Origin of the sequence: Acidovorax sp. NB1 (genome assembly GCF_005405905.1) — a bacterium.
Lineage (GTDB): Bacteria > Pseudomonadota > Gammaproteobacteria > Burkholderiales > Burkholderiaceae_C > Acidovorax.
Map to the genome: position 1 here is coordinate 140,471 of NZ_BJHU01000026.1, position 19,338 is coordinate 159,808.

Annotated in this window: 18 protein-coding genes; 10 read left to right on the forward strand and 8 right to left on the reverse strand. The window is 67.5% G+C overall.

The window, feature by feature from the left end:
- Window positions 1-179 precede the first annotated feature (179 nt).
- From AvAM_RS13720 to AvAM_RS13750, 7 genes are all read left to right on the forward strand, one after another.
- Window positions 180-839 (forward strand): hypothetical protein, encoded by a 660-nt coding sequence (locus AvAM_RS13720; protein WP_137747580.1) that lies wholly within the window; start codon window positions 180-182, stop codon window positions 837-839.
- A complete protein-coding gene (locus AvAM_RS13725) occupies window positions 832-2,610 on the forward strand; it encodes a patatin-like phospholipase family protein (protein WP_137747581.1) in 1,779 nt (592 codons plus the stop codon). The genes AvAM_RS13720 and AvAM_RS13725 overlap by 8 nt, the downstream gene beginning before the upstream one ends.
- Window positions 2,611-2,789: 179 nt before the next feature.
- Window positions 2,790-3,278: a YiaA/YiaB family inner membrane protein gene (locus AvAM_RS13730; protein WP_137747582.1), complete on the forward strand. Its 489-nt coding sequence runs from the start codon at window positions 2,790-2,792 to the stop codon at window positions 3,276-3,278.
- 119 nt (window positions 3,279-3,397) lie between these two features.
- Window positions 3,398-3,883: a hypothetical protein gene (locus tag AvAM_RS13735; RefSeq protein WP_137747583.1), complete on the forward strand. Its 486-nt coding sequence runs from the start codon at window positions 3,398-3,400 to the stop codon at window positions 3,881-3,883.
- 11 nt (window positions 3,884-3,894) lie between these two features.
- Window positions 3,895-4,749: a DUF2145 domain-containing protein gene (locus AvAM_RS13740; RefSeq protein ID WP_375708156.1), complete on the forward strand. Its 855-nt coding sequence runs from the start codon at window positions 3,895-3,897 to the stop codon at window positions 4,747-4,749.
- Window positions 4,750-4,826: 77 nt separating this feature from the next.
- Window positions 4,827-5,882: a zinc ribbon domain-containing protein gene (locus AvAM_RS13745; RefSeq protein WP_137747584.1), complete on the forward strand. Its 1,056-nt coding sequence runs from the start codon at window positions 4,827-4,829 to the stop codon at window positions 5,880-5,882.
- A gap of 7 nt (window positions 5,883-5,889) precedes the next feature.
- The gene (locus AvAM_RS13750; protein WP_137747585.1) at window positions 5,890-7,317 is read left to right on the forward strand and encodes an FAD-binding oxidoreductase; all 1,428 of its coding nucleotides are present in this window, start codon (window positions 5,890-5,892) and stop codon (window positions 7,315-7,317) included.
- A 37-nt stretch (window positions 7,318-7,354) separates the two neighbouring features.
- Here the strand turns inward: AvAM_RS13750 and AvAM_RS13755 are convergent, their stop codons facing one another.
- The 3 genes from AvAM_RS13755 to tgt all read right to left on the reverse strand — a co-directional run bounded on the left by AvAM_RS13755 (window position 7,355) and on the right by tgt (window position 10,807).
- The gene (locus AvAM_RS13755) at window positions 7,355-8,773 is read right to left on the reverse strand and encodes a diguanylate cyclase (RefSeq protein ID WP_137747586.1); all 1,419 of its coding nucleotides are present in this window, start codon (window positions 8,771-8,773) and stop codon (window positions 7,355-7,357) included.
- 274 nt (window positions 8,774-9,047) lie between these two features.
- Complete coding sequence (locus AvAM_RS13760; RefSeq protein WP_249368134.1) at window positions 9,048-9,515, reverse strand: hypothetical protein; 468 nt, start codon at window positions 9,513-9,515, stop codon at window positions 9,048-9,050.
- A 119-nt stretch (window positions 9,516-9,634) separates the two neighbouring features.
- Window positions 9,635-10,807 (reverse strand): tRNA guanosine(34) transglycosylase Tgt, encoded by a 1,173-nt coding sequence (gene tgt, locus AvAM_RS13765; protein WP_137747587.1) that lies wholly within the window; start codon window positions 10,805-10,807, stop codon window positions 9,635-9,637.
- A 123-nt stretch (window positions 10,808-10,930) separates the two neighbouring features.
- Between tgt and AvAM_RS13770 the strand changes: the two genes are divergently transcribed.
- Window positions 10,931-11,410, forward strand: a complete 480-nt coding sequence (locus AvAM_RS13770) for a universal stress protein (RefSeq protein WP_137747588.1) — start codon at window positions 10,931-10,933, stop codon at window positions 11,408-11,410.
- A 78-nt stretch (window positions 11,411-11,488) separates the two neighbouring features.
- Here the strand turns inward: AvAM_RS13770 and AvAM_RS13775 are convergent, their stop codons facing one another.
- The 4 genes from AvAM_RS13775 to AvAM_RS13795 form a co-directional block, all read right to left on the reverse strand.
- Entirely contained in the window at window positions 11,489-11,878 is a 390-nt protein-coding gene (locus tag AvAM_RS13775) for a hypothetical protein (protein ID WP_008903515.1), read from the reverse strand.
- Window positions 11,879-12,250: 372 nt separating this feature from the next.
- Window positions 12,251-13,450 (reverse strand): phospholipase A, encoded by a 1,200-nt coding sequence (locus tag AvAM_RS13785; protein WP_171012226.1) that lies wholly within the window; start codon window positions 13,448-13,450, stop codon window positions 12,251-12,253.
- Complete coding sequence (locus AvAM_RS13790) at window positions 13,450-13,959, reverse strand: hypothetical protein (RefSeq protein ID WP_137747590.1); 510 nt, start codon at window positions 13,957-13,959, stop codon at window positions 13,450-13,452. Before AvAM_RS13790 ends, AvAM_RS13785 begins: the two co-directional genes overlap by 1 nt.
- Window positions 13,960-13,997: 38 nt before the next feature.
- Window positions 13,998-16,073: an ATP-dependent helicase gene (locus tag AvAM_RS13795; RefSeq protein WP_137747591.1), complete on the reverse strand. Its 2,076-nt coding sequence runs from the start codon at window positions 16,071-16,073 to the stop codon at window positions 13,998-14,000.
- 311 nt (window positions 16,074-16,384) lie between these two features.
- On the opposite strand from AvAM_RS13795, the gene AvAM_RS13800 reads away from it, so the two are divergent.
- Both AvAM_RS13800 and AvAM_RS13805 read left to right on the forward strand, forming a co-directional pair.
- Window positions 16,385-17,662 carry an ABC transporter substrate-binding protein gene (locus tag AvAM_RS13800; RefSeq protein ID WP_137747592.1) on the forward strand — a complete coding sequence of 426 codons (1,278 nt, stop codon included), beginning with the start codon at window positions 16,385-16,387 and terminating at the stop codon, window positions 17,660-17,662.
- A gap of 228 nt (window positions 17,663-17,890) precedes the next feature.
- Window positions 17,891-18,844, forward strand: a complete 954-nt coding sequence (locus tag AvAM_RS13805) for an AEC family transporter (protein ID WP_137747593.1) — start codon at window positions 17,891-17,893, stop codon at window positions 18,842-18,844.
- Between the two features lie 129 nt (window positions 18,845-18,973).
- Here the strand turns inward: AvAM_RS13805 and AvAM_RS13810 are convergent, their stop codons facing one another.
- Window positions 18,974-19,309: an RNA-binding protein gene (locus AvAM_RS13810; RefSeq protein WP_137747594.1), complete on the reverse strand. Its 336-nt coding sequence runs from the start codon at window positions 19,307-19,309 to the stop codon at window positions 18,974-18,976.
- Window positions 19,310-19,338 lie beyond the last annotated feature (29 nt).

Consider the following 19,338-nt stretch of genomic DNA (forward strand, 5'->3'; position numbering starts at 1 on the left):
ATGGGCGATGGGATTGCGATGAACAGTTCTGTGCGGCCGAAGCCGAGGCAAACTACCATCGGCAACGGGCCAGCCAGGCCATGCGGAAAAGCCCGAACCCGTGGGCGGCATGTGCGGCGGTAGATTGGATTGGACAGATTGACTCACTCTGGAGAAGCCGAGCGATGAGAAACCTTTGCATGATCTTGCGTCCCCAACGCCTGCTTGCGGGCGCCCTGGTGGCGATCGCGGTGGGTGGCCTGGTGCCACCAGTGGCCGCACAGACTGCAGCGCCTGTCACTCCATTGATGCTGCAGCAGTGGCGGCTGGGGCAGGAGCTGGGCCGCTATGGTCTGGCCCAGAACGATCCACAGGCCCTGCTCACAGCCGCCCGGCTGCAGCGCGCCTCGGGTTTGCAGCCTTCGCGGGCCCGCATGGACGGGGACCGTGGGGGCGTGGTGCAACAAACGGATGCGGCCAGCCTGCTGGCCCAGGCCAAGACGCTGGCCCAGGGCAAGCCGGAGCTGCTGGCGCTGATTGACGAGGCCTCGGCGGCGCGCCGCAGCCGCGGCACGTTGATCGGCCCGCAGGTGCAGCCCGTTCTCATGGGCGCGCGGGACATCAAACCCATTCTCCTGTCCTACAAACCTGGGCAGAAGGCCTTCTTCGGGATCGCCAGTGACCGGATGCAGGACATCGCGTTGTCCGTCAAGGGCCCCAAGAACGAACCCCTGTGCGAGCCCGCCCAGGCTGGCGGGGAGCTGCTGTGCGAGTGGGTATCGGGCGAAGCCCCGGATGTGCGTGTGGTGGTGACCAACCTCAGCACCAATGCCGTGATGCTGACGTTCTTCCATGATTGAGCGCGGGGGGGCGCGGGGCTGGCGCACTGCCGGGGGGATGGTGCTTTTGGCGGCATGCCTGGCGGGTTGCACCGTGGTGGGCAGCCGCCCCGGGCTGAGCTACCGCAATGAGCCGGACATGGGGCGCTCCTTTGTGCGCCCGCAGGTGCCGGTTCCGCGAGCGGCCACTGAATGGGTGGCTGACCGGCCCCAGTTTGTGGGCCTGGCCCTCAGCGGCGGGGGCAGCCGCTCGGCCAACTTTGGCATGGCGGCCCTGGAAGAGCTGGACAAGCTGGGCATTCTGGGGAACGTGGACGCGGTTTCTGCGGTCAGCGGCGGCTCGATTCCCGCTGCCTACTTTGCGATCCATGGCGAGAAGCTGGATTGGGCAGAGCAGGGGCGCCAGATGGCATCGACAGACTTCGCCATGCCGCTCATTGGAAAGCTGCTCAACCCTGTGAACCTGCTGGCGACGACTTTTTCGGACCTGGACCGCAGCGACCATCTCGCTGAGTTGTTCGAAGAAAAGCTCTTTGATGGCAAGCGGGTGACCTTTGCCGACCTGGGGCCGCGCGGGCCGCGCCGGCCTGCGGTGTATTTCAATGCCACGGACACCACCAACGGCGGCGTGCGTTTTGTTTTCAGCGACCGGCAGTTTCTGCGCGCCACGGGGTCCGATCTCAGCCAGTTCCCCATTGCCTGGGCCATGGCTTCCTCGGGGGCGTTTCCGGGGGTGTTCAACTCGGTGACCTTGCGCCGCTACAGCCTGGACCCGGTGAAACGCCGGGAGGGCGGTGACGACCCCGGAGACAAGCGCTACCTGCACCTGATCGATGGCGGGCCCAGCGACAACCTGGGCGTCGAGACCCTGATCCGCCTGGCCCGCGAACACCATGTCAACCGCCTGAACGCCGGGCAGCCCTCGCAGGGCTGCATGATCATGATGGTGGACTCGCACGTGCCCAATGCCGGGGTGACGGAGATGCGGCAATCGGACCGGCGCAATTTCGGCTCGGTGCTGATCGACCTGAACTTCCTGGACGCCATCGACGCGATGCTGTCCAACCGCCGCGACCAGACCCTGTCGCAGATGGGCATCCGGCGGGATGCCCCCCAGGGGCAGTTCAACGTGGAGCTGGCGCCTGGGTTGTGGGACTACAAGATCCGGCCCTATCGCCGCATCAGCCAGTTCCCTGTCGATTACTACCACCTGGACGGCCGGGCCTTCACGGAGGCGCGGTACTTCACCCAGACCAACGCACTGGATCTGTCGGCCGCCAGGGTGCCGGAGCGGCGCCAGTTCGATTGCCAGGTGTGGCACATCGCGCTGGATGACATCCAGGCCATCGTGCCCTGGCGGGTTCAGGCGGGAGAAGGCAAACCCCTGGACCTGAACGCGGAGGCGGACAAGGAAGTGTTTGCCTACCGCTCCCGCCTGGGGCGCTTGATCAGCCAGGTGGCCACCAGCTACCGCCTGAGCGGCGCGCCGAACTGCAGCCAGGCCCAGCTCCAGGATTTGCTCTACGACGCAGCGCGGATCGCCGTGCGGCAAGACCGGATGTCTCTGGCCGAGGTCTGCCAATGGTTCGGGCAGCGTGGGCTGGACCAGGGCGGCCAATGCCATCTGGAGGATGAGCCCTTGTTCCGCCCCGAGCTCGCGGTCGCCCCCATACGCCAGCCGTTGAACCTGACCGAGTCCGAGCAGAACACCGACCGGTTTGTGAAATGTGTGTCCGGGGCGGGCGCTGGGCGTCTGCCCGCAGTCCTGCCGGAGCCCCTGTTGATGCGCTGATCCCGCCATCTGCTGCGGGCAGCTGCCTTGGAGAGACGCCATCAGGCGCCAAAAGGTATCGGATTCCGGTACTTTTTGGGCTTGTGCTGGGTACTTTGGCGTTCTGGTGGCTTGTCCTGGCCGGGTTTCCCGCACCATTCGCTCCGTGTTCAACCAACGCCCCCCCGGGGCACACAGCAATGTCTTCCTCTCCCATCGTGGTTCAGCGTGACACCAAGGCCTGGCAGCTGCAGGTGTGGGTCTCGTTCGGCATCGCGGTTTTTCTGTGCGCAGTGGGCCTGGCGTGGCTGCCGGGCGAGCAGCTGGAACAGGCGTTCATGGTGATGGGGTATGTGTTTTGCCTCTCGGCCGCGTTTGTGCTGGCCAAGTTTGTGCGGGACAACGAAAGCGCCTCGCGCCGTGGTGGTGGCGACACCCCTATGTGGAAGCTGGTGGTGTGGGGTGGCTTTGCGGTGGCCATGGGTCTGACGGGCTGGGGCCTGCTGAGCATGGACATCAACGTGACCTACAAGGCGTTTCTGGGGGTGAGCTGGCTGTACCTGATCACCACGGCCTTCACGCTGGCCAAGATGCTGCGCGACCGCCACGAGGCGGACCTGATGGACGCCCGCCTGCAAGGCCGCCGCGAAGCTGCCCAGGCGGCAGCCCAGAACCACAGCGCGAACTGATCGCTTCGGATGTACGCAGGCGGCGCATTGCTGCCCGTACCGGCAAATTTTCTTTCTGGTTTTCGACCCGGTTTCTCCCGCACCCTGGGTGCGTGGTGGGACCGCATTTTGAGGAGTGAATGATGATGAATACCGTGTTTTCTTCGTGGGACCCCTCCCGACTGCCCCGCGCCCTGCTGGCCGTCGGTGTGGTGTGCGCGGCCCTGGTAGCGGCCGCTCCGGCCCGGGCGCAGAGCGAAGCGTCTGCCGCGCTGTCGATGCTGCCCGTGGCCTCGGTGGTGGGCACGGCGTCGGTGGCCTCGGCCGCCGCAGGCGCGGTGGTGACGGTGCCGGCCGCACTGTCGGTGGGCGGTGCGGTGCTGACGGTGCGGGCAGTGGAGGCCTCGGCTGTGGGCACGGTGTACCTGCTGGAGCGTGCTTCGGACGGCGCCCAGGTGAGTGTGGAGGTGGTCGGCCGTGGTGTGGCGGGCTCGGCCTATGCAGTGGGCACGGTGGTGACCTGCAGCGTGATCGGCACGGGCGTGATCTTGTCGGCGGCGGGTGAGGCGATTGCCTTTGTGCCCAATGCCATCGGCCGCGCTTTGCTGCACAACGAGCGCCTGTGAGGAGCGGCACGATGGTGAAAGCCCTGAACCTTGGTCGCGATCCCGTGCAGCACATCCCCGCCGTGGTGGGCATGGTGTTCCTTGCCGGGGCCGCGCTGGTGGCCGCCACCCCGGCCCACGCGGGCCGCTCCTGCGAATCCCGCAAGCCCGTGCCGCCCCAGGTGATCGAGCGCGGCATGAAGCTGGCCGAGCAGACCTCGGCTGCGCTGGATGCCGAGCATGCCAAATCCGGCGCGCAGGTGGTGGCCCTGGCCCGCGCGGGGCAAGACCTCTCCAAGTACGGTCTGCGCTACTCGCACATGGGCTGGGCCTACAAGACCGCCGAAGGCCCCTGGCGTGTGGCGCACAAGCTCAACGAATGTGGCACGGCGGTGGGGCACCTGTACCGCCAGGGCCTGGGCGAATTCTTCCTGGACGACCTGTGGCGCTACGAGGCCGTGTATGTCGTGCCCACGCCCGAGGTGCAGCAGCGCCTGCTGGCGGTGCTGCAGGACAAGGGCCGCACCAAGGCGCTGCAGCACCTGCCGTACAGCATGGTCAGCTACGCGTGGGGCCGCAAATACCAGCAGTCCAACCAGTGGGCGCTGGAGACCCTGGCGATGGCCATGGAGCCCGGCACCGTGCGTGCGCGCGACCAGGCGCAGGCCTGGCTGCAGTTCAAGGGCTACGAACCCACGGCGCTCAAGCTCGGGCCGCTCACGCGCATGGGCGGGCGGGTCGGGTCAGCCAATATTGCGTTTGACGATCACCCCGGCGAGAAGCGTTTTTCGGACCGCATCGAGACCGTCACGGTGGACTCGGTGCTGGCGTGGCTGCAGCGCACCCAGCTGGCGGCGCCTTCGGTGGTGCTGGTGCTGAAAAATTGAACAAAAATCGGCCTTTGCGCCTGTCTGGTAAGCGGTTGTAGCTATCAAATCAGTAGTATCTGAGGAGAGAAGTCACCATGAGCAAATCACTGCGCTTGTCCGAAAAATGGTTTCGCCGGGGCCTGTGGCTGGTGGCGCTGGTGTTTGCCAGCTTCCTCATCGGCCTGGGTGGCACCATCGTGGGCGATCTGCCCAAGGTCGAGACGCCGCTGCGGGTGGACGACTTCCTCGACAAACCCGCTGCCGACAAGCTGCGTACCGAGGTCAAGGCCGCACGCCAGGCCGAGCAGGACGCGCAGACCGCGCTGGAGCAGGCCCAGCTGCAGCGCAGCAAGGTGCGCAGCGAGGTGCAGGCCGAGCGGGAGAGCTTCAACAACTGGCTGTCCACGCGCAGCGCCACGCAGCGGGCCGACCAGGACCCCGAAGTGCTGGCGCGCACCCAGGCGCTGGATGTGCTCAAGCTCGCCGAACGCAAGACCCAGCAAGCGGTCGAGGCCCAGCAGCAGGCTGCCCTGGACGCCCGCCAGGACGCTGCCGCACGGCAGGAGCAGCTGAGCCGCATGGAGGCTGACGGCTACGTCAAGCTCGCCGCCGAGCGCCGCAAGGTCGAGCTGCGCGTGTTCCTCTACCGCCTGGCCCTCACGCTGCCGCTGCTGGCCGTCGCGGGCTGGCTGTTCGTCAAGCAGCGCAAAAGCACCTACTGGCCGTTTGTGTGGGGCTTCATCTTCTTCGCGCTGTTTGCCTTCTTTGTGGAGCTGGTGCCCTACCTGCCCAGCTACGGCGGCTACGTGCGCTATGTGGTGGGCATTGCCATCACGGCCGTGGTGGGGCGCTATGCCATCCAGGCGCTCAACCGTTACCTGGAGCGCCAGAAGCTGGCCGAGGCCCTGCCCGACCAGGAGCGCCGCAAGGAACTGAGCTACGACGTGGCCCTGGCGCGCCTGGCCAAGAACGTGTGCCCCGGCTGCGAGCGGCCGGTGGACCTGAAGAACGAAAAAATCGACTTCTGCCCGCACTGCGGCATTGGCCTGTTTGACCACTGCGGCAGCTGCTCTACGCGCAAAAGCGCCTTTGCACGGTTCTGCCACGCCTGTGGCACCGGGGCGGGCGTCAAGCTGGCGCGCGAAGACTGAGGCGCGGGTGAGCACCGCACCCCACGGGCTGCGCCGCCGCGAACTGCTGGGCGCATTGGCGGCCGCAGGTGTGCTGGGGGCTGTGCCCCTGCCTGCCCACAGCGCGCCCGGCGCGCTGATCGAGAACGTGACCCGCCTGTACCCCGTGCGGGTGGCGCGGGTGGTAGTGCCCACCCGTGTGCAGGACGTGGTGCAGGCGGTGCAGCACTGGCCCGGCGCCGTGGCCGTGGGGGGCGGGCGCTACAGCATGGGCGGGCAGGTGGGCGTGGAAGGCGGCCTGCACATCGACATGCGCAGCATGAACGCCCTGGTGTGGCTGGACGCCCCCGCCCGCACGGTGCGCGTGCAGGCGGGCATGCGCTGGCGCGACCTGCAGGACCACCTGGACCCGCACGACCTGGCGGTGCGGACCATGCAGAGTTATGCGAACTTCACCGTGGGCGGGTCGGTGTCGGTCAACGTGCATGGCCGCTATGTGGGGCATGGGCCCATCAGCGCATCGGTGCGGGCGCTGCAGATCGTGCTGGCCAGCGGCGAGGTGCGGGAGGCCAGCCGCCAGCAGCATGCAGACCTGTTCCGCGCCGCGCTGGGGGGTTACGGCGGGCTGGGGGTGATCACCGAGGTGGAACTGGACCTGGACGCCAACACCGCCATCGAGCGCAGCGTGGCCCAGGTGGCGCTGGACGACTACCCCGGCTTCTTTGCCGCCAAGGTGCGCGCCAACGCCCGGGCCGTGATGCACAACGCCGACCTGCTGCCCCCGCACTTTGACCGCGCCACCGCCGTGACCTGGGCCACTACCGACAAGCCCGTGACGGTGCCCGAGCGCCTGGTGCCCCGCGGCCAGCACTATGCCCTGGAGAAATCCGTGATCTGGGCCCTGACCGAGCTGCCAGGGGGCGACCAGCTGCAGCACAAGGTGGTGCGCCCGGCGTTGCTGCGCGGCCAGCCGGTGGTGTGGCGCAACCACGAGGCCAGCCTGGATGTGGCCTCGCTGGAGCCCGCCAGCCGCGCGCAGTCCACCTATGTGCTGCAGGAATATTTTGTGCCCGTGGCCCGGTTCGCCGTTTTCACGCGGGGCCTGGCCCGCATCCTGCAGCAGCATGGGGCGCAGGTGCTCAACATCTCGGTGCGCCACGCACCGCCCGACCCCGATGCCGTGATGGCCTGGGCGCGCGAGGAGGTGTTTTCGTGGGTGCTGTATTACAAGCAAGGCACCAGCGCCGAGGCCTGCGCAGCCGTGGGCCTGTGGACGCGTGCACTGATCGACCTGGCCCTGGAGCAGGGCGGCACCTACTACCTGCCGTACCAGCGCCATGCCACGCAGGCGCAGTTTGCAGCGGCCTACCCGCAGGCCGACCGGTTTCGCGCCACCAAGGCCGTGTGGGACCCGGCAGGGCGCATGCGCAACATGCTCTGGGCGCAGTATTTGTAGGGCGGCGGACGCCGGTTGTGGGGTGCGATGCAGGCAGTCAGGCCAGCGCCACCCGGTTGCGCCCTTCGGCCTTGGCGCGGTAGAGCGCGGCATCGGCCGCCAGCAGCAGCATGTCCATGTCGGCATTGCCGCCCATGGTGGCGCTGTGCACCAGGCCAATGCTCACGGTGGCGTGCTGGGTGGGCCCGTGGCCGCCGGGGGCAGTGGCAAAGGGCTGCTGCTCCACCGCGCTGCGCAGGCGCTCGGCCATGGCGTGGGCCTCGGCGGGCGACACCCCGGGCAGCACCGCCGCAAATTCTTCGCCGCCCAGGCGGCCCAGCAGGTCCTGGGGGCGCAGCGTGCGCGCCAGGGCCTCGGCAATGCCGATGAGCAGCTGGTCGCCCGCGCCATGCCCGTGCTGGTCGTTGACCTGTTTGAAGAAGTCCACGTCCAGCATCAGCACCGCCGCTCCGGCGGACCCGCGCTGGTGGCTGGCCACGAGCCGCGCGCCCTGCTTGAGCAGGGCCCGGCGCGCGAGCACGCCGGTCAGGTCGTCGTGGCGCACGGCGTGGTCCAGGCGGCGCAGGGCCTCGGCGCGCGCGGCGCTGGCGCAGGCCACCGCCAGCGGCCCCAGCGCCAGCAGCGTGACGCCCACCCGCAGCGAGAACACATCGCCCGCATGGGCGGGCGTGAAGTTGAGCACGCCCGTGGCCACGCCTGCCATGGTCCACAGGCACACCACCAGCGACAGCAGGCTGGCGGTGAAGGCGCTGTAGCTGAGCGCGCACCACAGCAGCCCTGGCACCACAAAGGCCAGCATGCCCGGCCCGCCGATCACGGTGCGGATGCCTTCGGCCAGCAGCAGCGAGCTGATGGGCGCCACGCGCCAGAACAGCGGCATGCCCTGCAGGCCACCCTGCGGGGCCTGCGGCGGGTCGTCGGCGCGCGGCGCGGCCAGCACCACGGGCACGATGAGCATGTAGTTCATCAGGTCGGTGCTGAACCACAGCGAGAGCAGGTCCGTCCAGGGGGCGTTGAAGTACACCGGCGCGGCGCCGCAGCCCGCCAGCGCGCCCACGGTGCTGGCCACCAGCGCCGCCAGCAGCAGATACAGCGCCGAGGCCGTGCGCTGCAGGCGCCGAATGCTTTCGTCCAGCCGGCGCAGCACCAGCCAGCCCGCCGTGGCGCCCAGCAGGTTGGCCGCGTTGAGCCACAGGGCCATGCCCCAGGCGCTGCCCGTGACCAGGTCGGCCGCCACATAGCCCACCGCCGCCGCCGCCCAGGCCGGTGGCCGGGCGAGGTGGGGGTAGCGCACCAGCAGGCCCAGCAGCAGCGCATTGGCGGGCCAGAACGCCGACAGGAACCCGATGGGCCGCGCAAAGATGCCCACCAGGCAGGCGCCAAAAATCAGCAGCCCCAAGGCCAGCCAGGCCAGCGCGGGCGGCATCGGCCGGGGGAGAGCAAGGGTGCGGAGCATGGAGGTGGGCAGCGGGCGGTGGTGGATTGTCTCCGCAGCCGGTGGGCAGGCCGTGGGGTGCCCTGGTATGTTGAAACATTTGTTGACAATTGCCAACAGCCCGGGGGACGTGTCCCGTGGTTTTACTGCGCGTCTATGGCGCGTCTATGGCGCGTCTATGGCGCATTTATGGCAGCTTGCGCCTGATGGTGCTGACTCTGTTGCTATCAAATTTGCATGGTGTGGGCGCACCTTCCGGCGCACCTTTCGGCGCAGCAGGGCGGCCTGGCCCTGCTCAGCGCCGCTGCCAGCGCTGCCGCCACTGGCGTTGGACCACACGCGCCACACGCCAGGCCCAGGTGGCGCGGGCGCGTGCCAGCACGGCGTGCTTGGCGCGTGTCAACTGCGCATAGGCCCAGGCAAACCAGCGCAGCTGCATGAGGGCGGGCTGCGTGAGGGTGAATAGCCGCGCCACCACCGCCGTGCCGACCACCTTGGCGAGCACGATCACCAGCATGCCCAGCACTACATGCCCGCGCCCGATGGCCCACAGGGCCAGCAGCTTGACGGGCAGCAGCAGGACCGTGGGCAGCACAAACAGCGCCACGGCCGCCCACGGCGGCAGGCTGCGCACCCAGCCCTCGATCCAGCGCAGCCCGGGCCAGCGGCCGATGCGCGCCAGCAGCTGCTGCAGCGGCACCCAGCCCCACTCCTCGAACAGGATGACCAGGGCCAGCACACCGCTGGCCAGGCCCGCCGCCATCCGGCCAGGCCAGCGCAGCAGGGAGTGCAGGATTTTTGGAATGATTTTGGCCTTTTCCGCCTGATGGATAAGCCTTTTAAGCTATCAAATATATAGCTAATGCAGCCGGGGTTGCGCCCTTACACACCCCGCGCCCGGTCGGCCTTGAACTGCGCGCGGAACTGGGCAAAGGTGCCTGCTTCCAGCGACTCGCGCACCTCGCGCATCAGGTTCAGGTAGTAGTGCAGGTTGTGCACGGTGGTGAGCATGGGGCCCAGCATCTCGCCGCAGCGGTCCAGGTGGTGCAGGTAGGCACGACTGAAACCTTCGCGCCCGCCGTCGTCCCACGACACGCCCGAACTGCCCGCGCACGCGTAGCAGGTGCAGCTGGTGTCCATCGGCTTGTGGTCGGCCTTGTGGCGGGCGTTGCGGATCTTCAGGTCGCCAAAGCGCGTGAACATGGTGCCGTTGCGCGCGTTGCGGGTGGGCATCACGCAGTCGAACATGTCCACGCCGTCGGCCACGCCCTGCACCAGGTCCTCGGGCGTGCCCACACCCATCAGGTAGCGCGGCTTGTGCGCGGGCAGTCGGTGCGGCGTGTGGGCCATGATGTCCAGCATCTCATCCTTGGGCTCGCCCACGCTCACGCCGCCCACGGCGTAGCCGGGGAAGTCCATCTCTACCAGCGCCTCCAGCGACTCCTGGCGCAGGTGCTTGAACATGCCGCCCTGCACGATGCCGAACAGCGCGTTGGGGTTGTTCAGGCGGTGGAACTCGTCCTGGCTGCGCTTGGCCCAGCGCAGGCTCATTTCCATGCTCTTGCGTGCCTCGGCCTCGGTGGTCTTGTGGCCCTTGGTCTCGTACGGCGTGCACTCGTCGAGCTGCATCACGATGTCGGAGTTGAGCGTGGTCTGGATCTGCATGCTCACCTCGGGCGACATGAAGAGCTTGTCGCCGTTGACGGGGCTCGCAAAGGTCACGCCTTCTTCGGTGATCTTGCGCATGGCGCCCAGGCTCCAGACCTGGAAGCCGCCCGAGTCGGTGAGGATGGGCTTGTCCCACTTTTCAAAGCCGTGCAGGCCGCCAAAGCTCTGCATCACGTCGAGGCCCGGGCGCATCCACAGGTGAAAGGTGTTGCCCAGGATGATTTGCGCGCCCATGTCGTGCAGGCTGCGCGGCATCACGCCCTTGACGGTGCCATAGGTGCCCACGGGCATGAAGATGGGGGTCTGCACCACGCCATGGTTGAGCGTGAGCTGGCCACGGCGGGCGTGGCTGGAGGGGTCGGTTTTGAGAAGGTCGAACTGCAGCATGATGGGGCGCATTGTCCCAGACAGGCTGAAAGCGCCCTGCCTGACATGGCGCAAGGGCATAGGCTGGCGCTGGGCAATGGCGTGGCTACACTGGTCTGCACTGACTCACTCAAGGAGAACACCATGCTCAAGATCCTCATCGCCGTGGATGGCTCTGAACTCTCCCTGGACGGCGTGCACCACGCGCTGACCCTGGTGCGCCAGGGCCTGCAGGCCACCATGGTGCTGGCCAACGTGCAGGAACCCGCCACGCTCTACGAGCTGGTCACCACGCGCGACCCCGACCTGATCGCTGCCGCCAGCCTGGAGGCGGGCGAGCACCTGATGGCCCCGGCACGCGCGCTGCTCGACGCGGCTGGCGTAGCCTACGAGACCGATGTGGGGGTGGGCGATGTGGCGCACACGCTGGTGGACATGATCGAGCGCTCGGGGTGCGACATGGTCGTCATCGGCGCCAAGGGCCAGGGCGCGCTCAGCAGCGCACTGCTGGGCTCGGTGTCGCAGGAGGTGGCCCACGCCAGCCCGGTGCCCGTGACCATCGTCAAGCATGCCGAGGTGCTGGAGAGTGTGGAGGGCGATGTGGCCGAGGATGCCGAGGCCTGAGGGGCTTCAGGGGCCTAAAACGACCAGGGCCGCTGTGCGCGGCCCTGAGGAGAGGCGGGAGAAAAAGGGGTTGTGGGCTCAGGCTGCCTTGCGGAACGGCTCGGCCGCCGGGCGCTGCAGCTTGCCATGGGGCAGGGTGGCCAGGCGCGAGAACATGCGGCGCACATAGCCGCGCACCCACAGGCATTTGTTGAGTTCGTCCACGGGCAGCGGGCCCGACACCACCACGATGTCGTTGGCCACGTCCTGTGCCCCGGCCGCGCGCAGGCGGCGGCGCGTGTTGTTGGCCCACGACTGGATGCGCGTGGGGCTGCCATGCTGGTGCACCTCGCCCGTGTGTTTGTCGAACGCAATGGCGACGGTGTCGGTCTTGAGCTTGAAGCGGCGTTCACCCGTGACGGCGCTGGGCGCCTCGCGCATGTCATACAGGTAGTAGCTGCCTGCCTTGAGCTGGTATTGCATGTCCATGGGTGTGTTCCTCTCTGGGCGCATTTTCGAGGGTGCACGCACAAGGCAATGGCTGGTATTGCGGCCAAAAAGCCGCGCTTATCGGAGGTGTGGCGGGATCGCCGTGCCGGTGTTGGTGCGCGTGCCATTGTGGCGGCGCGTCGGCGCCATTCCGGGAAACTTGAGAACGATGTCGTAACGAGTTGTGAGTGAATTCGGATGCCCACTCTTGGCCGTGCCTGGCAATGCACGCGGCCATCGAAACCGGCACGCACCAAGCGAGGGCAGCCGAGCAAGGGCCGCCCCGCAGCGAGGGCTGCGTCCCCCTTCCCGAATGGCGCAGCCATTGGAGAGAAGGGGGAAGGCGCGCAGCGCCTCAGGGGGATGTCTCTGCTAAAAATCCACCAGACTCAACCCCACGCTGAACACCGTGCGCTTGCGGTTGTAGTCGATCATGCTGTCGCCATAGCCGCTGAACAGCGCGGTGTGCAGGCGCAGGTTGCTCTTGCTGCCCCACAGGCCGCTGCCCAGTGTCTGCATCCATTCGAGCCGCACCGAGCCCCGGTCACTGCGGGCCAGGGCGCTGCGGAAGGTGGCGCCCAGGGTGTTGTCCTTGTTGGCGTTCCAGAACACCGCCAGCTCGCCCCGGCCGACATAGTCGCTGATGCCGGGGTTGTCGTCGCTGTCGGCGCTTTCGGACAGGCGCTTCCAGACCTTGGCATTCACGCTCCAGCGGTTGTCCAGCTCCATGCCGGTCATCAGGTAGACGCGGTTCCAGCTGCGCGACAGCGGGTTGCTCTGGCCGTTGGACTGGTGCACCAGTCCGACGCCGCTGTAGCGCCACTTCCAGCCCAGCGGCAGCTGCGCCGTGGTGGGGTAGACATACATCACCTCAGGTTCGTGGTCGGTGGTGCGGAAGGGGCGCGAGATCTGGGGGCTGAACAGCTGCCAGTACGACTGCTGCGAATAGCCGAACCACACCGAATCCTTGAGCGTGGGATGCCCCTGGGTCAGCAGACCCTGGGCGATCTTGGTGCGCACCGACAGCTGGATGCGGTTCTCGGTGCGGCGGAAGGGCGTAGAGGCCAAGGCTGAATGGTCAGGGGCATCCGACGTGGGCTGGCGGTTCACATTGCTCGACGCCACCACCGACACCGTGATGGGCCGGTAGCCCCGGAAGCTGAAGGTGCCGCAGTCGCTGCCCGACTCCAGTTCCCAGAAGCGCGAGAGGTCGCTGTACTGCGGGTCGCGGCAGCCCTCGGTGCGCGCCACCTCGATGATGCGGGTGGCGGGCAGCGTGGTGTCCACAGGCGCAGGCACGGCGGTGGCGGTGCTGGCGGCATCGGCTGCCGAGGCGCCGGGGGCCTTCCAGCTCTGCTCGGCGGCCCACTGGTCAAAGCAGGCCAGGCGCGCCTGGTTGTCGCCCGGCAGCGCGGTGCAGCGGCGCCAGGCGCTGTCTGCTCCGGGGGCTGCGGCGGGCGTTGCCTGTGCCCACACGGCGCCTGCCGGGGCCAGGGTGGCCAGCACCAAGGCTGCCGCGCGGTGCAGGGGGCCGAAGGGCGTGGCCACGGTGGCGGGCGTGGGGGCGGACATCACTGCCATCCCGCCTGCCGGCGCATCACAAACGGAATGGCTGCGGGAGCCGGGGGCGTGGGGTGGGCGTTGTTCCATGTTCCGCGTATTTCCTTGCCGCAACTTCCATCCACCACCCGGCCTGTCCAGGTGGCGCTGATGTTCGTGCCGTTGATCGATTCTTCCAGAGTCAGGTCGCCGTCGTCCACATCGCCGCTGACCTGGGCGGTGGCGCTGCCGCGCTGCGTGGTGCCACGCACACTGTGTGCCAGCTCGGGGTGGGGGCCCAGCTGCAGCACGGCGGTGGTGGGGGGCGGCGGGGTACCGCCCTCTGCGGCCGGGGCCCGCAGCTCGGCCAGCCAGCGGCCTTGCAGGTGCTGGTGGTCCATGTCGGCGGCTGCCGGGCAGGCGGTGCTGGTTTTTGAGTTTTTTTGGCCGTCTGCGCGCGCTGGATAAGCGCCAATAGCTATCAAAATAATAGCTATTGACAGTCCCAGCTGGGGCAGGCGGGCGGGGCGTGTTCGGGGCATGTGCGGGGCAAGTGGGCGTTCAGGTCAGTGCGTGGCCTTCAGGCGGCAGGGGGCGCGCCAGCGGCCAGCGCCTTCTTGGCGGCAAATTCGGCGCGCAGGGCCTTGAGCTTTTCGCGCGGATCTTCGCGGGCGGTGGTCTTGTCCAGGCCCATCTCGGCAATGAAGCGGCTGGGCTGGGCCGCCACCATCTCGCGGCCCTTCTTGCGCTTCTTGGTCCAGCTCACGGCCAGGGTGCGCTGGGCGCGGGTGATGCCCACGTACATCAGGCGGCGCTCTTCCTGCAGGCGCTGCAGCGTGTCGTCGCTCACCTTTTGCTGGCGGCCTTCGTCGTCGTCGAGCTTGAAGGGCAGCATGCCCTCGGTCACGCCCACCAGCACCACATGGGGCCACTCCAGCCCCTTGCTGGCGTGCAGGGTCGAGAGCGTGACCATGTCCTGGTCCTTCTCGCGCTCGCTGATGGTAGAGAGCAGGGCGATGGTCTGCGACACCTCCAGCAGGCTCTTGGTCTCCTTGGCCACCACGGCGCCTGCCGTGTCGTCAATCTGTCCGCCCGCGCGCTGGGCCATCCAGTCGCAGAACTCCATCACGTTGCTCCAGCGCGCGGCGGCCACCTTCTCGCTGTCTTCGTTGTCGTACAGGTGCTGCTCGTAGCCGATTTCCTTGAGCCAGTCGTTCAGGAACGTGCGGGCATCCTCCGCCCCATGCACACGGCGGGCGCTGTACTCCAGGTAATTGATGTAGCGGCCAAATTCGTGCAGGCCGTCCATGGCGCGCTTGGGCACGGCCGCAGGCAGCATGCCGTTGAACAGCGCGCCAAACATGCTTTGCTTGTGCTGCGTGGCAAACGCGCCCAGCGATGCCAGCGTGGTGTGGCCGATGCCGCGCTTGGGCGTGGTGATGGCGCGCAGGAACGCCGGGTCATCGTCGTTGTTGATCCACAGGCGGAACCAGGCGCACAGGTCCTTGATTTCGGCGCGGTCAAAAAAGCTCGTTCCACCCGACACCTTGTAGGGCACGTTGGCCTTGCGCAGCGCTTTTTCAAAAGGCTTGGCCTGGTGGTTGGCGCGGTACAGGATGGCAAACCCCTTCCAGTCCGGCGGCGGGTTGCTGGCTGCGCGCAGGCTCTGGATGCGGGCCACGGCGCGCTCGGCCTCGTGCTCTTCGTTGTCGGCGTCGATCACACGCACCGGCTCGCCTTCGCCCAGCTCGCTGAACAGCGTCTTGGGAAAGAGCTTGGGGTTGGGCCCGATCACGTTGTTGGCCGCGCGCAGGATGGCGCTGGTGGAGCGGTAGTTCTGCTCCAGCTTGATGACCTTGAGGTGCGGGTAATCGACCGGCAGCTTTTTCAGGTTGTCCAGCGTGGCACCGCGCCAGCCATAGATGCTTTGGTCATCGTCGCCCACGGCCGTGAAGTGCCCGTTGGCGCCCACCAGCAGCTTGAGCAGCTCGTACTGCGTGGCGTTGGTGTCCTGGTATTCGTCCACCAGCACGTGGCCCAGCGCCGCCTGCCACTTGGCGCGCACTTCTGGGAAGTCGCGCAGCAGGCGCAGCGGCATGCCGATCAGGTCGTCAAAGTCCACGCTCTGGTAGGCCGCCAGGCGCTCCTCGTAGCGCGCCATCAGCGTGGCGATGATGCGTTCGTTGTCGTCCGCCGCCTGGGCCAGCGCCTCGGCCGAGGTCAGGCCCATGTTCTTCCACTTGCTGATCACCCACTGCCACTGGCGCGCGGTGGCCATGTCGGTGGTACCGCCCGAGGCTTCCTTCAGGATGCCCGTCACGTCGTCGGCGTCGAGGATGCTGAACTGGGGCTTGAGGCCCAGCACATGGCCGTCCTCGCGCACCATACGCACGCCCAGCGCGTGGAAGGTGCAGATCAGCACGTCCTTGGCGCGCCGGCCGATCAGGTGCCCGGCGCGCTCGCGCATTTCCGACGCCGCCTTGTTCGTGAAGGTGATGGCCGCAATGCGCTTGGGGTCCATGCCCTTTTCGATCATGTGGGCGATCTTCATGGTGATCACCCGCGTCTTGCCCGAGCCCGCGCCCGCGAGCACCAGGCAGGCCCCATCGGTGTAGTGGACAGCCTGGAGCTGGGCGAGATTGAGACCGGCAGACATGGGGGCAGGGGGGCGCGGAACGCAGAAAAAAGAAAGGGAATCGGGGAGGGCGGGCCAGGACGGCGGCGGCAGGGGCGGGCCCCGCTGCGAAGCGCGCAATGATACCGGCGCGCCCGTGCCAGCCACCGGCCTGGGGGCTCTGCCCCGGGCTGACAAGGCGCTGACGGACGGGTGTGCAGCAAGGGCCGTGGGCTGGCCGCTCCGGGAAACCCCGCTAGGGGCTTTGTTTTTGCAATTTGATACTGGCTGCGACCCCTCCGCCTGCTTGCAGGCGGTGTTGCCCCCCACTCCAAGCCCCCGGTCGCACGCCCATGATCTCTTTTGTTTTGTCTTCCGCCCTTCCGTTTGCGCCATCGGGCCCTGGCCGTCCCCGGCCGCAGGCCCGCTGCTGGCGGCCTGGGGCGGTGGTGGCCGCAGCCCTGCTGGCCGGTGTGGCGCTGGCCCCGGCGCACGCCCAGATCGGCAGCACCACCCCCGTGCGCATTGGCGTGGTGGGGCCGTTCACCGGGCCCTCGGCCGACTTTGGCGTGCCCATGCTCAACGGCATCAAGCTGGCGGTGGACGAGATCAACGCCGTGGGCGGCTACCTGGGCCGCCCGCTGGAGCTGGTCGTCAAGGACGACACGGCCAACCCCGACCAGGGCCGCAAGGTCTCGCAGGAGCTGCTGGCCGAGAAGGTCGTCGCCACCATCGGCTTTTGCAACACCGGCGTGGCGCTCAAGGCCATCGACCTGTTCCAGGACGCCAAAAGCCCGCTCATCGTGCCCTGCGCCACGGGCACGGCCGTGACGGCCAAATACCCTGCGCCTGACAGCTACATCTTCCGCGTGCAGGCGCGCGACGCGATCCAGGCGCCCTTCCTGGTGGACGACATCGTCAAACGCGGCTGGGACAAGGTCGCCATCTTTGCCGACAAGACCGGCTATGGCGAAGGCGGCTACAACGATGTGGTGGCCGCGCTGGCCGCCAAGAACCTCAAGCCCGTGCACGTGGCGCGTTTTGACCTGGGGGTGAAGGACCTCACGGCCGAGCTGACAGCGGCGCGGAACGCGGGGGCCAATGTGGTCTACAGCTACACCGTGGGGCCGGAGAACGCCACCATCGCCAACGGCAAGAAGGCGCTCAACTGGAAGGTGCCGCAGGTGGGGCCGTGGCCGCTGTCCTTCCCGTTCTTCCTCGAAGGCGCCAAGGACGCGGCCGAGGGCGCGCTGATGGTGCAGACCTTCATCGCCGAGCCCAGCAACGAGCGCCGTGCATCCTTCCTGTCGGGCTACACGCGCAAGTTCCAGGGCAAGGTGGCCGTGCCCATGGCCGCGGCCAACGCCTACGACGCCACCTACCTGCTGATGTATTCCTTCCTCGGCATCCGCGACGGCAACCTGAGCGGCAAGGCCATCAAGGAGTCGCTGGAGGGCAAGATGAAGACCTACTACGGCGTGGTAACCACCTACGACAAGCCCTTCAGCGCGCAGGACAAGGACGCGATCACGCGCAACATGCTGGTCATGGGCATGGTCAAGAACGGTGCCATCACCTTTGCCTACCCCGAGGATGCCAAGCGCAACCTCATCATCCAGCGCAAGCAGTGATGCGGATTGGCCTTCAACCGGCTAACGTCCTTTTTGGGGGTGGAGGGAGCCTTGCCGTGCTACAGCAGTGTCTGCGGCTCCCCGCCTGGTTGTCCGATTGAATGCCAATCCGTGGAGACGCCGAGGTGCGTTTTGCTTCTGCTGCATGCGTTGTGTGCGATGACCCCCGTCTGACTCTGCGCTGACGGTGCGGCCCGGCATGGCGCAGGCCGCCCGACAATAGCTTTCGTGCTCTCCGTCCTCCTCATCACCTTCCCCTTCTTTGCGCTTGTGCTCTGCGGCTACCTCGCCGCGCGGCGCGGCGTGCTGCCGCAACCAGCCATCCCGGGGCTCAACGCCTTCGTGCTGTACTTTGCGCTGCCTTGCATGCTGTACCGCTTTGGCGCCAGCACGCCCATCGCCCAGCTGCTCGACCCGGCCGTGGCGGGTGTGTACGTGCTGTGTGCGCTGGTGATGGTGGGCGCCACCGTGGCGCTCACGCGCAAGGCGCACATCGGCTGGAACGATGCGGCCTTCGGCGCGCTGGTGGCTGCCTTCCCCAACACCGGTTTCATGGGCGTGCCGCTGCTGGTGGCGCTGCTGGGCGCGCAGAGCGCGGGCCCGGCCATCGTGACCATCGTGGTGGACATGGTCATCACCAGTTCGCTGTGCATTGCGCTGTCGCGCCTCGATGGCGCGGGCACCCACGGCGTGGGCGTGGCGCTGAAGAACGCCTTCAAGGGCATGGCGACCAACCCCATGCCCTGGTCGATTGCGCTGGGTGCGCTGGCCTCGGCCCTGCAGTTCCAGCTGCCCGGCCCGGTGGACAAGACCATCGCCATGCTGGCCGACGCGGCATCGCCGGTGGCGTTGTTCACGATTGGCGCCGTGCTGGCGCGCTCGCAGATGAACCAGCACGAGCAGGTGCCCGCGCGGGACTATGTGCCCGTGGCGCTGGCCAAGCTTTTGGTGCACCCGCTGCTGGTGTGGGCTGTGGGCACGGCCGCCATGGCGATGGGTGTGCCGCTCACGCCGTTTGCGCTCACGGTGCTGGTGCTGCTGGCCGCGCTGCCCAGCGCCAGCAATGTCTCGCTGCTGGCCGAGAAGTTCGGCGCCAACAACGGGCGGGTGGCGCGCATCATCCTGGTGTCCACCGCGCTCGCCTTCCTGAGCTTTTCGGCGGCGGTGGCGCTGCTGACCTGATTGCTACTGATTTTGTAGCTTGTCGCGCCCGCCCCATGCGCGCAGAGGCTGAAAAAAGGCCTGATCCTTTGCGTCGGGGCGAAAAAAAACCGGCTCAGGCGAGCCGGTTTTTTGTGGAGGCTACCGAGTTCAGTAGCGACCGCCGCCGTAGCCACCCGTGCCGTAGCCCACATCCGAGCGCTTGCTGGCGGTGTAGCCACCTGCATCGCTGCGCTCTTCGCGCGGGCGGGCCAGGTTCACCACAATCGTGCGGCCGTCCACGGACATGCCGTGCAGCGCCTTGATGGCGGCCTGGGCCACGTCGGCGTTGGCCATTTCCACAAAGCCGAAGCCTTTGGAGCGGCCCGTGTCGCGGTCCATCATGACCTTGGCAGACGACACGCCGCCAAACTCGGCGAAGTTGCTGTTCAGGCTGGCGTCGGTCACGGAATAGGGCAGGTTGCCCACATAGATTTTGCTGCTCATGGAAGAGCCTTTCTAAAAATGGCGCGCAA